The organism is Siphonobacter sp., from assembly GCF_048595215.1.
In the GTDB taxonomy this organism is placed as follows: domain Bacteria; phylum Bacteroidota; class Bacteroidia; order Cytophagales; family Spirosomataceae; genus Siphonobacter.
The window spans coordinates 1-20,434 of the sequence record NZ_JBMDWJ010000173.1; the positions used below are offsets into that span (position 1 = coordinate 1).

At 46.5% G+C, this 20,434-nt stretch carries 18 protein-coding genes; 13 read left to right on the top strand and 5 right to left on the bottom strand.

Annotated elements, in window-relative coordinates; genetic code table 11:
• The first annotated feature begins 14 nt into the window (after positions 1-14).
• A complete protein-coding gene (locus ACOJTG_RS10010) occupies positions 15-827 on the top strand; it encodes a helicase-related protein (protein ID WP_420153698.1) in 813 nt (270 codons plus the stop codon).
• Between the two features lie 122 nt (positions 828-949).
• On the opposite strand, the gene ACOJTG_RS10015 is transcribed toward ACOJTG_RS10010, so the two are convergent.
• Positions 950-1,450 (bottom strand): SRPBCC family protein, encoded by a 501-nt coding sequence (locus ACOJTG_RS10015; RefSeq protein WP_420153699.1) that lies wholly within the window; start codon positions 1,448-1,450, stop codon positions 950-952.
• Positions 1,451-1,598: 148 nt separating this feature from the next.
• Between ACOJTG_RS10015 and ACOJTG_RS10020 the strand changes: the two genes are divergently transcribed.
• The 4 genes from ACOJTG_RS10020 to ACOJTG_RS10035 all read left to right on the top strand — a co-directional run bounded on the left by ACOJTG_RS10020 (position 1,599) and on the right by ACOJTG_RS10035 (position 5,451).
• Entirely contained in the window at positions 1,599-1,997 is a 399-nt protein-coding gene (locus tag ACOJTG_RS10020) for a nuclear transport factor 2 family protein (protein ID WP_420153700.1), read from the top strand.
• 68 nt (positions 1,998-2,065) lie between these two features.
• The gene (locus tag ACOJTG_RS10025) at positions 2,066-2,665 is read left to right on the top strand and encodes a GNAT family N-acetyltransferase (RefSeq protein ID WP_420153701.1); all 600 of its coding nucleotides are present in this window, start codon (positions 2,066-2,068) and stop codon (positions 2,663-2,665) included.
• Between the two features lie 12 nt (positions 2,666-2,677).
• Positions 2,678-3,577: a carbon-nitrogen hydrolase family protein gene (locus ACOJTG_RS10030; protein ID WP_420153702.1), complete on the top strand. Its 900-nt coding sequence runs from the start codon at positions 2,678-2,680 to the stop codon at positions 3,575-3,577.
• 215 nt (positions 3,578-3,792) lie between these two features.
• Positions 3,793-5,451: a GH39 family glycosyl hydrolase gene (locus ACOJTG_RS10035; RefSeq protein WP_420153726.1), complete on the top strand. Its 1,659-nt coding sequence runs from the start codon at positions 3,793-3,795 to the stop codon at positions 5,449-5,451.
• A gap of 169 nt (positions 5,452-5,620) precedes the next feature.
• On the opposite strand, the gene ACOJTG_RS10040 is transcribed toward ACOJTG_RS10035, so the two are convergent.
• The 3 genes from ACOJTG_RS10040 to ACOJTG_RS10050 form a co-directional block, all read right to left on the bottom strand.
• Entirely contained in the window at positions 5,621-7,039 is a 1,419-nt protein-coding gene (locus ACOJTG_RS10040; protein WP_420153703.1) for a reverse transcriptase domain-containing protein, read from the bottom strand.
• Between the two features lie 575 nt (positions 7,040-7,614).
• Positions 7,615-7,947 (bottom strand): hypothetical protein, encoded by a 333-nt coding sequence (locus ACOJTG_RS10045; RefSeq protein WP_102200239.1) that lies wholly within the window; start codon positions 7,945-7,947, stop codon positions 7,615-7,617.
• A 12-nt stretch (positions 7,948-7,959) separates the two neighbouring features.
• Positions 7,960-8,484, bottom strand: coding sequence for a hypothetical protein (locus ACOJTG_RS10050; protein WP_420153704.1), 525 nt, complete (start codon positions 8,482-8,484; stop codon positions 7,960-7,962).
• Between the two features lie 225 nt (positions 8,485-8,709).
• On the opposite strand from ACOJTG_RS10050, the gene nadB reads away from it, so the two are divergent.
• The 8 genes from nadB to ACOJTG_RS10090 all read left to right on the top strand — a co-directional run bounded on the left by nadB (position 8,710) and on the right by ACOJTG_RS10090 (position 19,237).
• Positions 8,710-10,287 (top strand): L-aspartate oxidase, encoded by a 1,578-nt coding sequence (gene nadB / locus ACOJTG_RS10055; protein WP_420153705.1) that lies wholly within the window; start codon positions 8,710-8,712, stop codon positions 10,285-10,287.
• A 47-nt stretch (positions 10,288-10,334) separates the two neighbouring features.
• Positions 10,335-11,045, top strand: coding sequence for a thioredoxin (gene trxA / locus ACOJTG_RS10060; protein ID WP_420153706.1), 711 nt, complete (start codon positions 10,335-10,337; stop codon positions 11,043-11,045).
• A 118-nt stretch (positions 11,046-11,163) separates the two neighbouring features.
• Positions 11,164-13,107 (top strand): KUP/HAK/KT family potassium transporter, encoded by a 1,944-nt coding sequence (locus ACOJTG_RS10065; RefSeq protein ID WP_420153707.1) that lies wholly within the window; start codon positions 11,164-11,166, stop codon positions 13,105-13,107.
• 121 nt (positions 13,108-13,228) lie between these two features.
• Positions 13,229-14,290, top strand: coding sequence for an NAD-dependent epimerase/dehydratase family protein (locus tag ACOJTG_RS10070; protein WP_420153708.1), 1,062 nt, complete (start codon positions 13,229-13,231; stop codon positions 14,288-14,290).
• Positions 14,291-14,425: 135 nt separating this feature from the next.
• Positions 14,426-14,971: a hypothetical protein gene (locus tag ACOJTG_RS10075; RefSeq protein ID WP_420153709.1), complete on the top strand. Its 546-nt coding sequence runs from the start codon at positions 14,426-14,428 to the stop codon at positions 14,969-14,971.
• 65 nt (positions 14,972-15,036) lie between these two features.
• Positions 15,037-15,633 (top strand): Crp/Fnr family transcriptional regulator, encoded by a 597-nt coding sequence (locus tag ACOJTG_RS10080; protein WP_420153710.1) that lies wholly within the window; start codon positions 15,037-15,039, stop codon positions 15,631-15,633.
• Positions 15,634-16,009: 376 nt separating this feature from the next.
• Positions 16,010-18,370, top strand: a complete 2,361-nt coding sequence (locus ACOJTG_RS10085) for a TonB-dependent receptor (protein ID WP_420153711.1) — start codon at positions 16,010-16,012, stop codon at positions 18,368-18,370.
• Positions 18,371-18,373: 3 nt separating this feature from the next.
• Positions 18,374-19,237 (top strand): DUF4249 domain-containing protein, encoded by an 864-nt coding sequence (locus ACOJTG_RS10090; protein WP_420153712.1) that lies wholly within the window; start codon positions 18,374-18,376, stop codon positions 19,235-19,237.
• A 62-nt stretch (positions 19,238-19,299) separates the two neighbouring features.
• On the opposite strand, the gene carA is transcribed toward ACOJTG_RS10090, so the two are convergent.
• Entirely contained in the window at positions 19,300-20,415 is a 1,116-nt protein-coding gene (gene carA / locus ACOJTG_RS10095) for a glutamine-hydrolyzing carbamoyl-phosphate synthase small subunit (RefSeq protein WP_420153713.1), read from the bottom strand.
• Positions 20,416-20,434: the final 19 nt, after the last annotated feature.

Consider the following 20,434-nt stretch of genomic DNA (forward strand, 5'->3'; position numbering starts at 1 on the left):
CGTAAAATGTAGATATGTTTTCGTTCTTTTTTCTGTATTTTCCGACCCTTTTTCAATTAACGCCGCTGGAAACGACGGCAACGACGGTGAATCAGGTCATTTATTCCGTACCGAACCTGCATACAAAAATCAATCTGCTGGGTTACCTCTTACAGGACCCCGCCTTTCAGAAGGTGATGATTTTCGTTCGCTCGAAGGAAGTCGCCGATAATATTCACAAATTCATTTCACGGAAAGTCTTCTCGGAAGAGGAAGTTCGGGTCATTCACGCCAACAAGGGCCAGAATACGCGAATCAACGCCATGCAGGCTTTCCGGGATAATACAATCCGGGTACTGGTGGCGACGGACGTGGCCGCCCGGGGAATTGACGTGCAGGAAGTTACGCACGTCATTAACTTCGACGTACCGCTGATTTACGAAGATTACGTACACCGGATTGGTCGGACCGGACGGGCTTTCCGTACCGGCGAGGCCATCACCTTTGTTACAGAGGCCGAAGAATACCACATCGAGAAAATTGAAAAAATCATCGGTCAGGAAATTCCGGTGGAGTTTTTACCCGAAGCGGTCGAAGTAACCAATACGCCTTTCCAGGAACGGCAGGATATGCTGCGGGAAGTGGATGACCAACGCAAGAAGGCCGATCCAACGTTTAAGGGAGCTTTCCACGAGAAAAAGGCCAGACCCTGGCAAAAAGCTCAGGCCGCTGGTCGGCCCGGCAGTAAACCCGGCGGACCCAAAGCCAGCAAGACAGGTGGACGGCCCGGACCCAAAAATTCGGGCGGCAAAAAGCCCACCAGCGGACCAAAACGAGGTAGACGATAAAAGCTCACCCCGATCTGTGACCATCATGGAATGATCGGGGTGGTGTTTTGCGTCTAAGACGCCTGACCAGTAATGCCCCGATCATTCCATTAACGGTTTTAGATCGGGGCAAGCGAGTAAACCTAATAAAATTGAATGTTCAGCGACTGTCCATCCGGCCAGGCTCCGAACACTTCTTCAGCTTTCTGATAACGAAAGGTGAAGATTTCCCGCAGTTTATCTTTCGCTATGATCGCGTGAGCGATATCCCCCAGAATCCAGAAAGGCAGCCGGTAATGTACAATGTCAGTCATTTCCACGCCACCTGCAATCTCCCGAAAATGGTGCTGATGGTGCCACAGACTGTACGGTCCAAACCGCTGCTCGTCCACAAAATAAGCGTGGTCTTTTACGTGGGTAATTTCCGTCATCCAGTACAAGGGAATTCCAAATAGAGGCTTTACGGTATATTCAATGACTTGTCCGGCGTACATCCGGTCGCCGTGGTGGTGACTTCGAATCGTAAAGCCCATCGTAGACGGCGTAATATCTTTCAGATTTCCGGGCTGACTAAAAAAATCCCAGGCCTGATCCAGCGTAATGGGTAACTTCTGAATCGTTTTCAGGGAATAGGTGCGGGACATAACGTAGGGATTGGTTCGATTGTACTCATCGAACAATTAACCCTACCAAAAGTTACAATTCTGTCGTAATTTGCATTGAACGTTTTTCCTGAAACGTTTCTTTAATGTTTAGTACGTTTTATTCGATCTTTTAATTTCTGTATCCACTATGACTGCACTGGAAATTGTTCAACAATATTATGCCTATTTCAACGACAAAAACTGGCAGGGAATGCTAAGCCTGGTAGATCCCGAAATACGTCATGAACCCAACCAGGGTGATGCCCGCATCGGCATCGAGCAGTTTACCAAGTTTCTCGAGCACATGGATGAAAGCTACGAAGAAACCTTAACCGATCTGGTGTTTTTCAGCGAACCTACGCAAACGCGGGTAGCCGCTGAATTTGTAGTGAATGGCGTTTATAAAAAGGGGGAAGACGGTCTGCCCGAAGCTCGTCATCAAACCTATGAATTACCCGCCGGGGCTTTTCTGGAAGTGAAAGACGGAAAAATTACCCGCGTTACGACGTATTACAACCTGCCCCTCTGGATTCAACGCGTTTCGTAGTCTAAAGGCATGGCAGTAGGGTGTGAACTTTTGAAGCTTCCCACCCTAACCAGACTTTCCCTGATTCTATGCATTTCATTCATAAAACTGGACAGGCAATTGAAGAAGTATTCGATGACCTGGCCCATTTACGTATTGCAGTATTCCGAAGTTTCCCGTACCTCTATGAAGGCTCCCTAGCGTACGAAAAAGCGTATTTACAGACTTATACGAAGACGGAGCGTTCCTTCCTGTTTGCGGCGTATGACGGCGAGCGGATGATCGGAGCCACCACCTGTATTCCCCTGGAAGAGGAAACCGCCGAGGTTCGTCAGCCCTTTGAAGAAGCAGGTATGGATATACGTACTATTTTTTATTTCGGAGAAAGCATCCTCCTGCCCGACTATCGGGGTCAGGGATTGGGGCATCGTTTTTTTGATGAACGCGAAGCCCATGCTCGCAGCTTTGGTACGTTTCAAACGGCCTGCTTCTGTTCCGTGGTTCGCCCGGAGACGCATCCGGCTCGTCCGCATGATTACCGTCCCCTGGATGAATTCTGGACCAAACGCGGCTATCATCGCGAACCTTCGCTGCAAAGCCACATGGAATGGCCCGACGTTGGCGAAACCACCTCGACGGCCAAACCCATGGTGTATTGGCTCAAAGCCCTATCACCCACCATCGCTTAAACGCCTGTACCCTTGGAAGTAACGATTGCCGCTGCTCAATATCCGATTACTGAACACGTTGATTTTCTAGCCTGGCGTCGGCATACCGAATGCTGGGTAGCCCAGGCTGCCGGGCAAAAAGCCCAACTGTTGGTATTTCCCGAATACGGGTCGATGGAACTGGTGAGTCTGTTTTCGGAAGACATTCGCCAGAACATCCGCCAACAAGTACGGGAAATGGACGCCTTACGGGCCGATTTCTGTACGGTTTTCGCGGAACTGTCCCGCCAATACGGCGTTAGTATCGTAGCTCCGAGTTTTCCGGTACTCTTAAAGAAAGAGCTCGTTAATCGGGCTTACGTCTTCTCTCCGAAAGGCCTCGTAGGGTATCAGGACAAATTCTTTATGACCCGTTTCGAAAATGAGCACTGGGGTATTTCGAGTGGTGAAAAAGAACTGACCATGTTTGAAGCGGACTGGGGCCGTTTTGGCATTCAGATTTGCTACGACGTTGAATTTTCGCTGAGTTCGCAGTTGCTCTGTAACCTAGGAGCTTCACTAGTGGTAGCTCCAAGCTGTACTGAAACCATTCGCGGAGCTACGCGGGTACACGTGGGTGCCCGGGCAAGAGCTTTAGAGAATCAATGTTATACCGTGGTTTCACAGACCGTGGGAAATGCCCTTTGGTCACCCGCGGTCGATATTAATTACGGCTTTTCAGCCTTTTACTCGACCCCTGATACGGGTTTGCCCGAAGAAGGAATTATTGCTTCGCATACGCCGCAGGCCGAAGCTTGGCTGGTACAAACGCTCGATTTATCCAAAATTGAGCATGTACGAAACGATGGAAGCGTTTTCAACTTCAAAGATCACCGGCGATTGTACGGTGGCTTTATGGAAGATCAGGTGAAACTGCACCGAGCGATCCTTTAATTTTTAGTCCGTAACCGTGGTTACGGACTTTTTTGTGGGTGAACATAGAATTGTTACGGGAAACAAGTCCCTGTACCCGACCGAACAGGTTCCTCAACTGAAGAATAAAGCTTACTTTGCCATCATTGTCGAATGATGCTAAACCTAGACTTCTTTAAGTTATGCCCTTTTTTTCCAGACCCTGGTCTCGCCAAATCTACGTCCTTTCGGCTTGGATGGTCGTTACTTTATTCTTTTTTTCAACGACCTCTACCTCTGCTCAAAACCCTGCCATTCAAGTAGACCTCAAGCAGGAAATTGCTCCCATGAAACCCGTCTGGGCCTGGTTTGGGTACGATGAACCCAACTATACCTACATGAAGGATGGGCAAAAGTTATTAACGGAACTAGCCCAGTTAAGCCCCGTACCCGTTTATGTACGAACCCATAGTTTGCTAGTATCGGGTGACGGAAAAGCGGCCCTGAAATGGGGCTCCACCAATGCCTATACTGAAGATGCCAACGGACAGCCCATTTACAACTGGGCCATCGTAGATAGCATTTTCGATAGTTACGTGAAGCGAGGCATGAAGCCCCTGGCTCAGATTGGCTTTATGCCGCAGGCCTTATCCACGCATCCGGAACCGTATCGGCATTACTGGAAACCGGGCGATCCCTACACGGATATTATTACGGGCTGGGCGTATCCCCCCAAGGATTATAATAAATGGCGGGAGCTGGTCTATCAATGGGTCAAACACTCGGTTGAACGCTACGGCCAGAAGGAAGTGGAAAGCTGGTACTGGGAAGTTTGGAACGAGCCGAATGGTCATTACTGGAAAGGCACGCAGGAGGAATTTCTGAAGCTTTACGACTACGCCGCCGATGGTTTGAAACGGGCCTTACCCACGGCCAAAATCGGGGGTATCAATATTGCGGGGACGCGGGGCAAGGGAGCTACTGAGTGGACTAATAACTTTATCAAGCACTGCATTTCGGGGACTAACTACGCTACAGGGAAGAAGGGTTCACCCGTGGATGCTATTTTATTTCACGCCAAGGGACAACCTAGACTATTGGATGGCTCCGTCCGTATGGACATGTCCGCCCAGTTGAATGACATCAAGACGGGTTTTGCGATTACGGCGGCGTATCCCGAGACCAAAGATTTACCCATCATCATCGGGGAATCGGACCCGGAAGGTTGTGCGGCCTGCGGTATGGCGACGAATCCCGAAAATGCATACCGGAATGGAACCATGTACTCCAGCTATACCGCCGCGACGTTTGCCCGAAAATATCTACTGGCGGATATGGCTAAAATTAATTTCCTGGGTGCCGTGTCCTGGTCCTTCGAATTTGAAGATCAGCCCTGGTTCTACGGGTTTCGGGATTTAGCCACGAATGGCGTAGACAAGCCGGTACTGAATGTATTCCGGATGTTTGGCATGATGTCGGGAAAACGGGTCATGGCTCAAAGCAATCGCATGTATGCGTTGACGGATGTTCTGAAATCAAGCGTTCACGGGCCGACCTCCGATATTGGAGCCCTGGCAACCAGTGATCAGAAAACCGCAGCCGTAATGGTCTGGAACTACCACGATGACGATAAGCCGGGACCTACGGAAACCATCAACCTGGAAATCGCTCACGTTCCGGCCCGAAAAGCGACGGTGCGAGTTTATGTGATTGACAAGGAAAATAGCAATTCCTACGAGGCGTGGAAAAAAATGGGCTCTCCGCAAAAGCCTACTTCCCAGCAGATTGCAATCCTGGAAAAAGCGGGAAAATTAAAATGTTTGGTTATGCGGAAAGTAAAAACCGTCGATGCGAAAGTCTCTTTGCCCATTACGCTAGAACGGCAGGCCGTAGCTCTGGTCAAACTGGATTGGTAATGCTGGGATGAATTTTCGCTATGGGAACGACATAGTGTGTAGGAGGTGCCGATAAATAGAGTTTTTTATTATCGGTACTTCTATATTGGCACTTATAATTATAGATATCTTTACGTAAAAACATATCTATAATTAGGAAATACTTTTATAAAATACAATTATCAAACAATCAATATTTCGGTATTCTTAATTTGTTTTCCCACTTATTCATATGTAAATGTATGTTTTTCCAATGATTCCTTATTTGCAATCTAATAGCTTTAGACTGCAAAATATATGATGATTTGTAAGCATAGTTTATGTAGTTTCTTTTACCTAAATGACTATATTTAATATAAAGATTTTTTCTATATATTTGGGTATGTATAGTTTGTTTTTTCTTTTGCAAATAATAAGCCTTTAATGCTTTTATTTTTATATGTCTTTTTACTTTTCTGTAGTATTTAGCTAAGCTTGATGATTTAATTAATGCACTATTACCATTAAATTCAAAACCCAGATATTTTAGATTAGAATTTATTGGTTTACCATCTATAAATTCAACAATTTCTGTTTTATCATTAAACGAAAGTTTATTGATTTCTATTTCTCTATTGACGAATTCCAATATTTCGTTTTTATTTTCTAAAGAAGTAACTATTATAATATCATCCGAATATCTTCTATAGATACCTTCTAAAGTTGCTAATTTTGCATTAATCTTATTATCAAAATCAAGCATATAAATATTCGCGAGCAACGCACTTATAGCAGTACCTTGTGGGATACCTTTGAGCTTACCTTGTGTATCTTTAAAAGGATGAAATTTTATGAGAGATTTATTCTTATAGTTATTTCTACCTATAATTTTATTTTTGAAATCTTTTTTTTCAGGACAATAACAAACAAAATTGTTATCTTGACGATGTTGTTTCAGAATAGATCGTGGAATAATATGATGATTATATTCTTTGAGTAAATCACTCTCCTCAACATATGTAAAATTTGTAAGAAACTTATATATCTTATATTGATCAAGAGGCAATAATTTTTCACCTATGGCTTTACACCACATTTTTTTTAAATAATTATGATCTAAACTATCGAAAAATTTTTCTATATCAAAGCATAAAACGGCACATGAAGGATTGCTACTTATGTAATCAAAAACTTCTTTAGCAAAATGAGCATTAGATTTACCTCTATTAGATCCGGGCTTTGTCTCAATGAACCTATATGCACATACGCTTAAATGTAGACTAGGATTTGAATTAATCACTTCTTCGTACTTTTTCCCAACTATTTCTCTTGCATAGTAAGCATATATGTAACTATCTAAGTGATTTGCATAGTAAATCTGTCTTTCTTTAGCAGTAGATTTCTTATTCACATAATCATAATGTGATCTTATAGTCTCTTCGTTTTCATTTTTCAGCTTCTTGTACCTCTTTTCCGTTACTACTTTATTGATTAATGGGAAAAAGCCATGTTTTATAATGTTGATTTCTTTAGAAACGTAGCTTTCTACAAAATCATAATCTCTACGATTGAAAGATGGGCTAAAATGTATATATGCTTTGGGTTTATACCAATGCTTAGTATTCATCATTATAAATATTAGATTAAAAGGTTATCGCTTAAGACACCGTGGCATTATGGCTTTTCTATAATTTAATATAGCATTCTGCTTACAACCCACTGAAAAACAATGGTTCACTTCTTTATTCACCGTGCCACTTCTTGACTAATCAGCATGTTACCTTTATCTAAGATTCACTATGAACGCGAACCATCGTTTCAATTGGCAACGTAAGATTGACCGTTGTACCAAGCTCCACAACTCTAAGTACATAATAAATAAATTCAATGGAGGATTTGGAAATACGAAATCTATTTTCCCTCTAAACTATTAATTAGAGGTATCAGAAAAATTATCTGAGAAGCTAAAAGATGCAGAATGCGAAAATGTCAATACGCGATAACCTTTACTTCAAATATATAATAGTTCAGAATCAATTTATTTCAACTTTTGTAAAAAAATCTAAATTTAAAAAACTATTACATACATAATATGTTATTATAAAATAATTACATACTAAACTTAAATAACATTTTAAGCTTAGCGTTTATATTCCTATATATGTTATACGCGTTTAAATTGGATCGTTTAATATGGTTATTAGTTTACCCTACTAACCGTATTCCCGTCACCTTTTCAATCGCGTCCCAGATTACGGTTACGGCGGCGTTCCAGGCTTTTTCGATCGTCACCTGAGCGACGCCCTGCAGCGTTTTCAAAAAGTTCAGTACCATATCCTGTAAACTGTCCAGAAAAAACTCGCGGGTTTCTTCCGTGATTTCACCCGTCGCAATACCCGCTGTAATCAGGACCGACTGCTGAGCAATGGCTTTTAGCTGCCGATCCCGAAAACCCTGGATGGTAGTCACATCTTTGCCCAGTACCGCAGATACCGCCGTGCTGATGTCTTTCATGAGTTGCGTAATGTCCAGCTCCATGGGTACGTAAGGTTAGCGTTCCAGAAAATTTTCGTACGTAAGAGCCTGATCCAGGTAAATTTTCACCATCCCCTTAAAGGCTTGGCTTTCGGTCAGGGTTAGCCCCTGCTTTTGGTCAGTATCCCGCATTTTCACGAGCGTTTCGTAAATTTTTCGCAGGGCCGTAGCACTTGGAATTTCGCCCTCCTCCAGTACCGGAATGCCCCGTTTCTGTAAGGCTTCGTTTACTTTCGTTTTGATCTTATTACGGGGAACGGGCCGGGCATCGGCCTGCAAGGCCAGGGCGTCGAAATTGCCAATCAGGCGATTATACTCGGGCAGTCGTTCGGGAAAACTGGCCGCTTTGGTTCCCCAGGCGTAAAAGGCAAAGAATTCCATCACCGCCTTATTCTGCTCCACTAAACCCGCGACTAAGGCTTGATTATGTTGGGGAGCTAGTCGCACGGTACAGCCCGTTAACCATCCCCAACTAATGCCCAGAATCAGTACTATTCGCAGGATTGACTTTCGACGTACGCTACTAAGAAGTAAGTCCATAGGAGTTCGTATTGACCAGGGTTTAGATAGACTAGCATTTGCTCCGCCCGCTCGGCTTCGAAGGTTATTTTATACGTTGCAGGCCAGCTGATTTATTTCCTGATTACTAAAATAAGACATTCTATTCTTGATCTCAACCGTAGCTGCAGACATTTCCCTTCCTAAGTGGCTCGCATTACCAAATATCTTTTAACTTTCGCCGCTCTAAATCGTTTTGGATGTAATATGACTCATCAGTACGACTTCCTTGTGATCGGTTCGGGTATTGCCGGGCTAAGTTATGCGACCAAACTGGCTCGTTATTTTGAAAGCCGTCAGGAAGCGGTTTCCATTGCCATCATTACCAAAGTTCAGGCCGACGAAACTAATACTAAATACGCCCAGGGCGGCATTGCAGCGGTATGGTCCAAAGAGGATTCCTTCGACAAACACATCGATGATACCGTGGACGCCGGTGATGGCCTCAACAAACGCGATATTGTAGAAATTGTAGTCAAAGAAGCTCCCGCCCGTATTCAGGAACTGATTGATTACGGAACGCGGTTCGATCGCCACGGCGAAGACTACGATTTGGCCCGCGAAGGCGGCCATTCCGATCACCGCATTCTTCATTTCAAGGATATTACTGGAGCCGAAATCGAGCGAGCCTTGCTGGAAGAGGTTCAACGCCATACCAGCATCCAGATTTTCACGCATTACTACGCCGTCGAACTCATTACCCAGCACCATCTGGGCGAAACCGTTTTGCGGTATCGGGAAGACATCAAGTGCTTCGGAGCGTACGTGCTGAATACGCAAACGGGCGAAGTCGATAAGTTTCTGGCGAAAACGACCATGCTGGCCACGGGTGGCATCGGGAACATCTACCAGAGTACCACGAATCCAACCATTGCAACCGGCGACGGCATTGCCATGGCGTACCGGGCTAAGGGGATTTGTGATAATATGGAATTCATCCAGTTTCACCCCACCAGCCTGTACCAACCCGGCAAAAAGCCTTCCTTCCTGATTTCGGAAGCCGTACGCGGCTTTGGCGGTATTCTGAAAAACGCGGATGGTTCGACGTTCATGGAACAGTACGACCCCCGCCTTTCCTTAGCCCCCCGCGACATTACAGCCCGAGCCATCGACTCCGAAATGAAACGGAACGGTACCGATCACGTCTATCTGGACGTACGGGATGCCGATTACGAAAAGTTTCTGGAGCACTTTCCCAACATTACGCAGCATTGTCTGGACCTGGGCATTGATATTCGGACCGATATGATTCCGGTTGTACCCGCACAACACTATCTTTGTGGGGGCGTTCGGGTGAATGAATGGGGACAAACCAACATTCATTTTCTTTACGCCGCCGGTGAATGTTCTTGTACGGGTCTGCACGGAGCCAACCGTCTGGCTTCTAATTCCTTACTGGAAGCCGTGGTATTCAGTCACCGGGCTTTTTTGCATACGATTGAAGAGTTGTCACAGGCTCTTATTCCGGACGATGTTCCCGACTGGGATGACTCTGGTACAACGCATCCGGAAGAGCAGGTACTGGTCACGGAAATGACCCGGGAGCTTAACAGCATTATGTCCAACTATGTAGGTATTGTGCGTACCAACCGACGCTTACGCCGGGCTTACGAGCGGGTAGAGTTATTGTATCGTGAACACGAACAATTGTACCGGGAATCAAAAGTTTCGGTACCGATTTGTGAATTACGGAACATGATCAACGTTTCGTATCTTGTGATAAAAATGGCCATGTCCCGCCGCGAAAACATCGGGCTCCATTACAATCTGGATAATCTGAAGTAAAAGCGTCTCTCTGATTCGGGCTGCATTGGCTCATCAACAACCCTGACATGAAGAATTTTCGTTTTCTGGTAAGTATACTGGCGAGCCTCTTGAGCCTGTCGGCCCTTGCTCAAACCAACCTGGATGTCAATGCCTTTGAAGGCAAGCTTCCCGGTGCTACGCAGATTCTGGATGTTCGTACCTCTTCGGAGTACGAACGCGGCTATTTACCCAATGCCCAGAACATCGACTGGAAACAGCAGACTTCTTTTGCCGAGCAGGTCGCAAAGCTTGACAAAAACAAGCCCGTGCTGGTGTATTGCTACTCGGGCGGTCGAAGCGGACAAGCGGCTGAGTACTTGGCGAAAGCAGGATTCACGGAGGTATACAACCTCGATGGCGGGTATCTGAAATGGACTACCGCTAACAAGACTGTAGTAGCTCCAAAGGAACGCCCGGCCATGGTGGCGGCTCCTACCGGAAAATCCGTACTCGATCAAACGCTGAAAGACAACAAAGTAGTACTGGTTGACTTTTACGCCGTCTGGTGCGGTCCCTGCAAACAGCAGGATCCGATTCTGCAAAAGCTCAAGAAAGACTGGACCGGGAAAGTAGCCGTTCTAAAAATTGACGCCGACCGTGATCCGGACGTGGTGAAACAGTTTCGGGTGGATGCCATTCCTACGCTTATTCTGTTTAAAGACGGTAAACCCATCAACCGCCTCGTAGGCTTCCGGGACGAAGCCCAGCTTCGTAAAGAGGTCGAAGGCGTATTGTAACGTTTCTGGCCGATCTGAACGCTACGTTTGGGTCGGCCTTTTTGTGAAGCTTCGTTTCTGCCCCCGTACGGCTGGTTGTCTAATTACTTAACTTTGCGGCTATCAAGCCAACTTTTACATGGATCATAAACACCTGGATAAGGTGAGTACTGCGGGGCTCCTGATTGCCCTGGGTATCATTTACGGAGATATTGGAACCTCTCCGCTGTACGTAATGCAGGCTGTCGTGGGCGAAAATCCCATTTCCGAACGCCTTGCTTTGGGAGCTGTTTCCTGCGTATTCTGGACGCTGACTCTACTTACTACCATCAAGTACGTCATTCTTATTTTACGGGCCGATAACCGGGGTGAAGGCGGTGTCTTCGCCTTGTACACACTAGTGCGGAAGCACGCCCGTTGGTTAACGGTTCCGGCCATCATTGGTGGAGCAGCCCTGCTGGCCGATGGTATTATTACGCCTCCCATGTCGGTGGCTTCGGCCGTTGAAGGGTTAGAGATGCGGTATCCTCACCTGGAGAAGTATATTATTTATATCATCCTGGTTATCATCACGATTTTATTCCTCATCCAGGCCCTAGGTACGCAGCTGGTGGGCCGCTCGTTCGGACCGCTGATGTTCATCTGGTTTAGTATGCTGGGCTTTTTCGGAGTTCTCTGGATTTCCCACGACTGGACCATTCTACGGGCCATCAGTCCCTATTATGCCTACGACATGCTGGCTCACGAGGCGGGCGGCTTCTGGTTGCTGGGTTCGGTCTTTCTTTGCTCGACGGGTGCGGAAGCTCTGTACTCCGATATGGGCCACTGCGGTCGCGGCAACATTCGGGTATCCTGGGTTTTTGTGAAGCTCTGTTTGATGCTCCAGTACTTCGGTCAGGGAGCCTGGCTGATGGAACATACGGGTGAGTTTCTGCGGGGTCGCAAGCCCATTTACGAAATGATGCCCGAGTGGTTCTTACTGCCCGGTATTACCATTGCGACAATGGCAGCCATCATCGCCAGTCAGGCTTTGATTACGGGATCCTTCACGCTGATTTCAGAAGCCATTCGTTTGAACTTCTGGCCCAAAGTAAAGCTTCGGTATCCTTCCAATGAAAAAGGGCAGTTGTACGTGCCTAGTGTGAACTGGCTGTTGTGGGCGGGTTGTATGGGCGTTGTACTCTATTTCCGCGAATCAACCAACATGGAAGCGGCCTACGGTCTGGCGATTACGCTGACAATGTTGATGACCACCATGCTGATGGCGTACTATCTGTATACGCACCGATTCAATTTCTATGGTGTGATTCTATTCCTGGTGGTATACCTGAGTATTGAGTTTTCATTCCTGCTGGCGAATCTGCTGAAATTTACGCATGGCGGCTGGGTTTCATTGCTGATCGGTACGACGATTGCGGGGGTGATGATTATCTGGTTACGGGCCTTCAACATCAAAGCTCGTCTGACGGAATATGTGAAGCTCTCCGATTATACGGAACCCCTGAAAGAACTCAGCCGGGACATGTCGATTCCCAAATACGCAACGCACCTGATTTTTATGTCGAATGCTTCGCGGGTGAGCGAGATCGAGTCGAAAGTCATCTACTCCATTTTCCAAAAGCGTCCGAAGCGAGCTGACATTTACTGGTTTGTCCACGTGGATACCGTGGATGATCCGTATACGATGGAGTATAAGGTCAACGTTATTGCCCCGGATGATGTCATTAAAGTGACCTTCCGACTGGGTTTCCGCGTAGAACAACGTATTAACCTTTACTTCCGGAAAGTAATCCAGGACATGGTAAAACGTAAAGAAGTGGATATTACCAGCCGGTACGAATCGCTGAACAAGCAGAACGTAATCGGTGATTTCCGCTTCGTCGTACTGGAAAAATTCCTGTCCTTCGAAAACGATCTCCCCTTCTGGGAGCGTATCACCATGCAGGCTTACTTCTACATCAAGGCCTTTACTACCTCCGAAGATCGATGGTTTGGTTTGGATAGTTCGGCCGTGAAGATTGAGAAAGTACCCCTCATCATTCGTCCCGCTCAAAACTTTGATCTCAAGCGGGTTACGGATTAGGGAATGCATGGTACTACATTTCTATTGTTAATCTTTTCATTTTTCAACCATTTCTGTGTGTAGGCTCGAAGCAGTAAGCCACCGTTACGCTTTCAAGCAACAGTCTACAATCTCACGTATTATGAAAATTCTTATTACTGGCGGAGCCGGGTTTGTGGGTTCAGCCCTCGCCCTTAGTCTCAAGAAAAACTATCCTTCGTACGAAATCTTTGCCTTAGATAACCTCAAACGGCGGGGTTCAGAATTAAATATCAACCGACTCAAAGCAGCTGGAATTGAGTTTGTACACGGAGATATTCGTTCCAAAGAAGATTTCGACGTAATTCCGGCCGTAGATGCCGTGATTGAAGCGTCTGCCGAACCTTCCGTATTGGCTGGTCTCAACGGCTCGCCCGATTACCTGATCAATACCAATCTGGTTGGTACCATCAATTGCCTCAACTTTGCTCTAAAGCACAAGGCTAACTTTATTTTCCTGTCGACCAGCCGCATTTACCCGATCAAGCCGCTGGAAAAACTGACGTATCAGGAAGCCGATACGCGTTTTGCCCTGACTGAAGAGCAACCGCTTCCAGGAGCCTCGTCCAAGGGTATTGCCGAGCACTTCCCCCTCGACGGAGCCCGCTCGTTGTACGGAGCTACCAAGCTGGCTTCGGAGCTGATGATCCACGAGTATAATGAATTCTATGGTCTGAAAACGGTGATCAACCGTTGCGGCGTACTGACGGGCCCTTGGCAAATGGGCAAAGCCGATCAGGGCGTGATGGTGTTGTGGGTAGCCCGCCATTTCTACGAACAACAACTGGCGTACATTGGCTTTAATGGTACGGGTAAACAAACTCGTGATATGCTACATGTAGCCGATCTGTACCGTTTGGTAGACTGGCAGTTGCACAATATCGACAAAGTAAATGGCGAAGTGCTGAACGTTGGCGGTGGCGTCGAAGTCAGTACGTCACTCGTAGAACTAACGAAGGTCTGCCAGGAGGTTACGGGGAAAACGATTCCGATTAAAGCTGTTACGGAAGGCCGTACGGCAGATATTCCGCTGTACATCACCGACAACAGCAAAGTAACCGAACTAACGGGCTGGAAACCCGAAATTTCCATTCGCCAGATCGTGGAAGAAGTACACGAATGGTTACAGGAAAACGCGGAACAACTGAGCTACGTTCTTAAATAACTTTCGGAAGACCGAGGCTTGAGGAGTTAAAACATTCGTGGGTACACCTTGACCCCTGTATGTTTTAACTCCTCAACGTATTCATAAACCTTGGTAGACGTCAAACTATCTTTTCGTTTTTGCTGTTCTCCTGTCATGAAAAAGTTGGTATACCTGCTACCCCTGTTAGTAGTCTTTGCTTGCCAGTCGCCGCAACGCTCGGATAATTTTAAAGCTCCGTATTATGATTTAAAAGGATACATCGATGCCCAGATTATTTCCTTAAGCCGTACGAAACCCTTGGTTCGGAAAGACGTGATTGTAAACGAAGAAAACGAGACCTTAATTACGCAAAAAATTGACTGGAGTAAAGAACTGGAATTGTTTGCACAAGCTGACATCAATAAACCGGCTTTTACCCAAAGTTACTTTGTAGATACCCTTTCTACGCATACTATTTCCTATCGCCTTCGACAAGGAGAAAATTTACCCGTTCAATACATGGAGGTCATTACGGATGAGCAGGGTAAATTGGAAAAGGTTAAAGCCACACTTTTGGATAAAAATTATCTCTTTGAATCGGAGCGAATCCTCACCTTGGAAAGTAAAAATGGACGTTTGGCAGCGTATCAAATTGAAGGCTTTCAGCAATTATTTATTGGCGAACCCAAGCCGTTTAAAGTGATGGCTATTGTACAATAATATACTTATCTTAGACATATTTAACGGTAAGTTTCGTAACATTGAGGGCTAGTTTTTATTTGCCTATGCTACCTCTTACTGAATTACCAACCCAATTAGCTGAAGTCATTACTCAGTTTCCGCCTTTTTCTGAACCGGCTCAGCAGGCATTAAATCAATTATTTAAGCCAACTACGTATCTAAAAGGTTCTATTTTAGTAACGCCCGGCCAGTCCAGTGAGTACTTGTATTTTATTGAAAAAGGACTCTTGCGGGCCTACTATTTTGAAGAGGGTAAAGAGATTACGGCCTGGATTCTAGCCGAAGGAGGAGTAGGTACCATTAGCCAAAGTTTTTATCAGCAAATCCCTTCTACGCAATATCTGGAAACACTAGAAGAAAGTACCATTTTTCGCTTGCATTATCGCGACTTTATTCGATTGCAAGAAGAACATCACGAATATATTCAGGTTGTACTTCATTTTACGCAGCAATACTTTTTGGACTATGATGCCCGCATCCAATTGCTTTGCACGCGTTCGCCGCTTCGCCGATATCAATTATTTGAGCAACAATACCCAAATTTACGAGGACGTTTAGCCCAGAGTGTACTGGCAAGTTATCTTAATATGAGTTACTATCAAATCAGTCGGATTCGCACCCAGCTTTCGCGGGATAAGTAAAAACGTGTACGTACATTTGTTGCGAAAACGCAAGTGGTTTTTTGCGTTTTCGCAATGTTTAATTCCCCTATAATCCTGAATTTTGCTGATGGAATAGCCTGTGTGCTGCTTGCCACAAGAGCTTCTTCGTTTAGCCTTCACCTTCCTATTTAGTGCTAGTTCACTGGTTTATTATCCAATCCACTCTATTACAACTGCTACGGCTGGGGGATTCCCCAGCTTCGCGTACGGTGATCGCTCCTTCTTCCAGTAGCTTCTTCTTATTTTCCCGATTAATCGTATAAATGAAGTAATTCGTAACATCTCTGTACTTCAGCCGTTTGTTTTGTAGATTGGCGTTCGCTCTCTAGACCTTTTCGACAACCCATCGGTTGCTATGCTGGTACGCTTTACCCTGATTTTACTCTTTTCCTTCCGTATAGTTCAGGCTCAAACCAGCCGTGTTACCCTCAGTGGGTACGTACGGGAACAGGGTTCGGGCGAACTATTACCGGGCGTATCGATCCGTGTAACGGAGCGACAAACGGGCACAACCACCAATGCTTACGGCTTTTATTCGCTAACGCTTCCTCCTTCGGATAGTCTGCACGTAATCATCTCATCGGTGGGTTTTCAAACGGAAACTCGAACTCTGGTCTTTCGAAAAAGTACGGAACTGAATCTGACTTTGAGAGCGGAGAACCGGCAATTACAGGAAGTCGTCGTTTCCGCTGAGCAGGTAGCCAAAGAATCGCAACATGTACAGATGTCTACTGTATCGGTTCCCATTCAGCAGATGAAGGCGGTACCGGCTCTATTAGGAGAAAAGGATATGCTGAAAGTCCTGCAATTGCTTCCCGGCGTACAAAAAGGCTCCGAAGGCAACTCCGGGCTGTACATTCGCGGGGGTGGTCCCGATCAGAATCTGATTATGCTCGACGATGCTCCGGTCTACAATTCGTTTCACCTGTTTGGCTTTTTCTCCCTTTTCAACGGCGATGCTCTCAAATCCGTCGAGCTGATCAAAGGTGGATTCCCGGCTCGGTACGGCGGTCGGCTTTCTTCCGTTATTGAGATGCAGATGAAGGAAGGCCACAAAGAAGCGTTTCACGGTGAAGGCGGAATTGGACTGATTTCCAGCCGTTTGGCACTGGAAGGCCCCATCAAAAAAAACCAATCTTCGTTTATTATTTCCGGTCGGCGGACGTATGCGGATCTCTTACTCAAGCCTCTCCTACCCCGCGAAAACCAGGCTGGTTATTACTTCTACGATCTCAACGCAAAAGTCAATTATGATTTTGGCCGACGGAATAAGCTGTACCTGAGTGGGTATTTCGGTCAGGATCGGTTTTCTTTCGCTTCCCGAATTGATGCCAACAGCCAGGGCGGCGGATTAAACTGGGGAAATGCCACGGCTAGCCTGCGGTGGAATCACCTGTTTTCCGACCAGCTTTTCGCAAATACTTCACTGATTTACAGTTACTACCAATTTCAAGTAGACGCCCGTAGTTCCCAAACGTTCAATCAGGTTACGAGTCAGTACGTGCTTCAAAACGCTTCTTCCATCCGAGACTTTTCCCTAAAAAGTAGCTTTGATTGGTCGCCTTCACCTAAGCACGCCGTCAAAGCGGGTGCATTGCTAACCTCACATCGATTTTTACCGCAGACGGTCACCCTCGAAAGCAGTATTGCATCCCAGAATGTGGCTCGTAGTCAGCCCCTGGACAGTTACGAAGGCGGCCTGTACCTGGAGGACACCTATCACCCTACTACTCCTTTACGAATCAACGCAGGGGTTCGGTTAAGTTCGTTTACCACCGATGGTCGCACGTACGTCCGGCCTGAGCCTCGATTGGCGGTTGCATATACCTTTCCCCACGATTGGGCCGTAAAGGCTTCGTATGCGACCATGAACCAGTACATTCACCTCTTGTCGAATTCGGGGGTGGGATTGCCGACGGACCTTTGGGTACCTACTACGCAGAATATTGCTCCGCAACAGTCGCGGCAAATTGCTCTGGGCGTGGTCAAAGATTATCGCCCTTTCTCGGTAACCCTGGAAGGATTTTACAAAAAGATGGATGGTATTCTTTCGTACAAGGAAGGTTCTAGTTTTTTGGCGAGTACGGGTCTGGAAAGTCTGACGGAAACGAACCGACAGCCCCGTTCGTGGGAAGAACAAATTACGGCGGGTCAGGGCTGGAGCTACGGAACTGAATTTTTACTACAAAAGAAAACGGGTCGGCTTACGGGCTGGGTCGGCTACACGCTTTCCTGGATTCAAAATCAGTTTGACGAACTCAATAGCGGACAGAAGTTCTGGGCTCGGTACGACCGCCGCCACGATGTATCACTGGTTGGCATTTATCACCTCAACTCCTGGGTGACGTTTTCGGGAACCTGGGTGTATGGAACGGGACAGGCCCTTTCCCTCCCCCAAAGTACCTTTGAAATTCGGGGCCCGATCCAATCGGGTAATGTTTCTCTATTTCCGGCTCAGGTTTTTGATTATAACCAACGAAACAGTTTTCGGGCCGCCCCGTATCATCGGCTGGATTTGAGCGTACAACTTCGCAAACAAAAGCGTCGTCACGAGCGTACTTGGGAGTTTAGCTTATACAATGCGTATAGTCGGCGAAATCCCTTTTTCTACTACATCGATGATTCGGAAAGTACCGCTACTCAGTCAAAACGTATCCTGAAGCAAGTTTCCTTATTCCCGATCATTCCTAGTGTTTCGTACGGATTTAAGTTTTAAACCATGAAGATACTCGTTGCTGTAGTACTGTTGCTGAGTCTGATCGGCTGCCTGGCTTGCGAGCAGGAAGTAAACTCCGTACTGATTCCGTACGAGCGTAAATTAGTACTGGAATGTTACTTGAACCCCCACGAGCAAATCATTCAGGTTACGCTACGTTCCAATCAGCCCATGGTGGGCACCGATAGTGCTGCTTTCATCCGCAATGCGGTGGTACAGATTTCCAATGGTCAGCGAACGGTCACCTTACCTCCCCGGGCCGACGTTTATCGAATTACTACCCGACAAATGCCATTGGTCGCGGGTGGCACATATACGTTGACGGCTTCAGCTCCTGATTTCCCTCCCATTGAAGCCTCCTGTACTATTCCGTCCGTGGTAAATGGCGTAAGCTGGCGTGACGAAGGCTTGAGTTATATCCAACGCCCCTTGAGCGTTACCGTATACCGAACGTACACCTTGCTTTGGAACGGAGGTACTGGTACAGAGCCGTACTACTTTGCCCTCGGGCGGCAATGGGCCTTTTCGGATACGACGGCCGTTGATGGAAGAGATACCGTGATTAATGGTTTGGAAACGCGATGGGATCACTTCAAAACTGCCGATGAACTTCGGCTTAACTCCCCAATGGTACGGGCGTATCTGGGAAGAATTATTTCCCCGGATTCGGTCTTACGCACGCCTCGATCAACGGATTTACTCATTCTTCAGTGCGACCGCCATGCGTACGAGTTTTTGAAAGCGAGTGCCCTGCAAATGGAAAATGGCAATAATCCTTTTGCTGAACCTACGCTTATTCCCAGCTCGGTTAAGAATGGGTTGGGAGTCTTCGGAGCCATCTATTTACGAAGACGAACGATTCCCTAACTTCACAAAAAAGACCGATACCTCAAGCATCGGTCTTTTTTATATCGAAAATCAGTCAATGCCTATGCTTCTACCGTTTCTTTGCTCAACAGCTCAACGAACTGATCGAACAGATAACGGGAATCGTGAGGTCCTGGAGCCGCTTCTGGGTGATATTGTACCGAGAAAGCCGGTTTATCCGTCCGACGAATCCCTTCGATGGTTTTGTCGTTAAGGTTAACGTGCGTTACTTCTACGTTCGGGTGGCTTTTGATTTCATCCGCGTTTACGGCAAAACCGTGGTTTTGGGAAGTAATCTCACACAAACCTGTAATCAGGTTTTGTACCGGGTGATTCAATCCACGGTGACCGTGGTGCATCTTATACGTGGAAATACCACTTGCTTCAGCCAGTAACTGGTGGCCTAAACAAATACCAAACAAAGGCTTACCCGTATCAATGAGTTCTTTCACCGTTTCAACGGCGTACTCCATCGCTGCCGGATCGCCTGGACCATTCGAGATAAAGAAACCATCCGGATTCCAGGCTAACACCTCTTCTACAGGCGTTTTTGCGGGGAAAACTTTGCTGTAGCAATCACGCGTAGCGAAGTTATTGAGGATGCTTTTCTTGGTACCGTAATCCATTACCGCTACCCGATATTTCGCATCTTCATTGCCTACAAAATAAGGCTCTTTCGTACTTACTACTGAAGAAAGTTCCAGACCTTCCATGGAAGGCAGCTTTTTCAGTTCAACCATCAATTCTTCTGGATCAAGGATTTCAGAAGAAATAATGCAGTTCATCGCTCCACGCTCGCGGATGATGCGTACTAACTGACGCGTATCCACATCGCTGATTCCCACGATTCCAGCCTTTTCAAAATACTCCTGCAAAGATGAATCGGCTACATTACGAGAATGAATGGGTGAGAAAGAATTACAGATCATCCCTGAAATCTTCACACTATTCGATTCCTCTTCCGTATCCAGTAGGACGCCGTAATTTCCGATGTGTGCATTGGTATTGACAACCACCTGACCAAAATACGAGGGGTCTGTGTAGATCTCCTGGTAGCCGGTCATGCCCGTATTAAAGCAAATTTCACCACCGTGCGTGCCAATTTTGCCTAATGCGGTACCACGAAACGTCGTGCCGTCTTCTAATAAAAGGAGGGCTTCCTGGGTTTGATTGCTCATGCCTGGTTCGTAAAGAAGC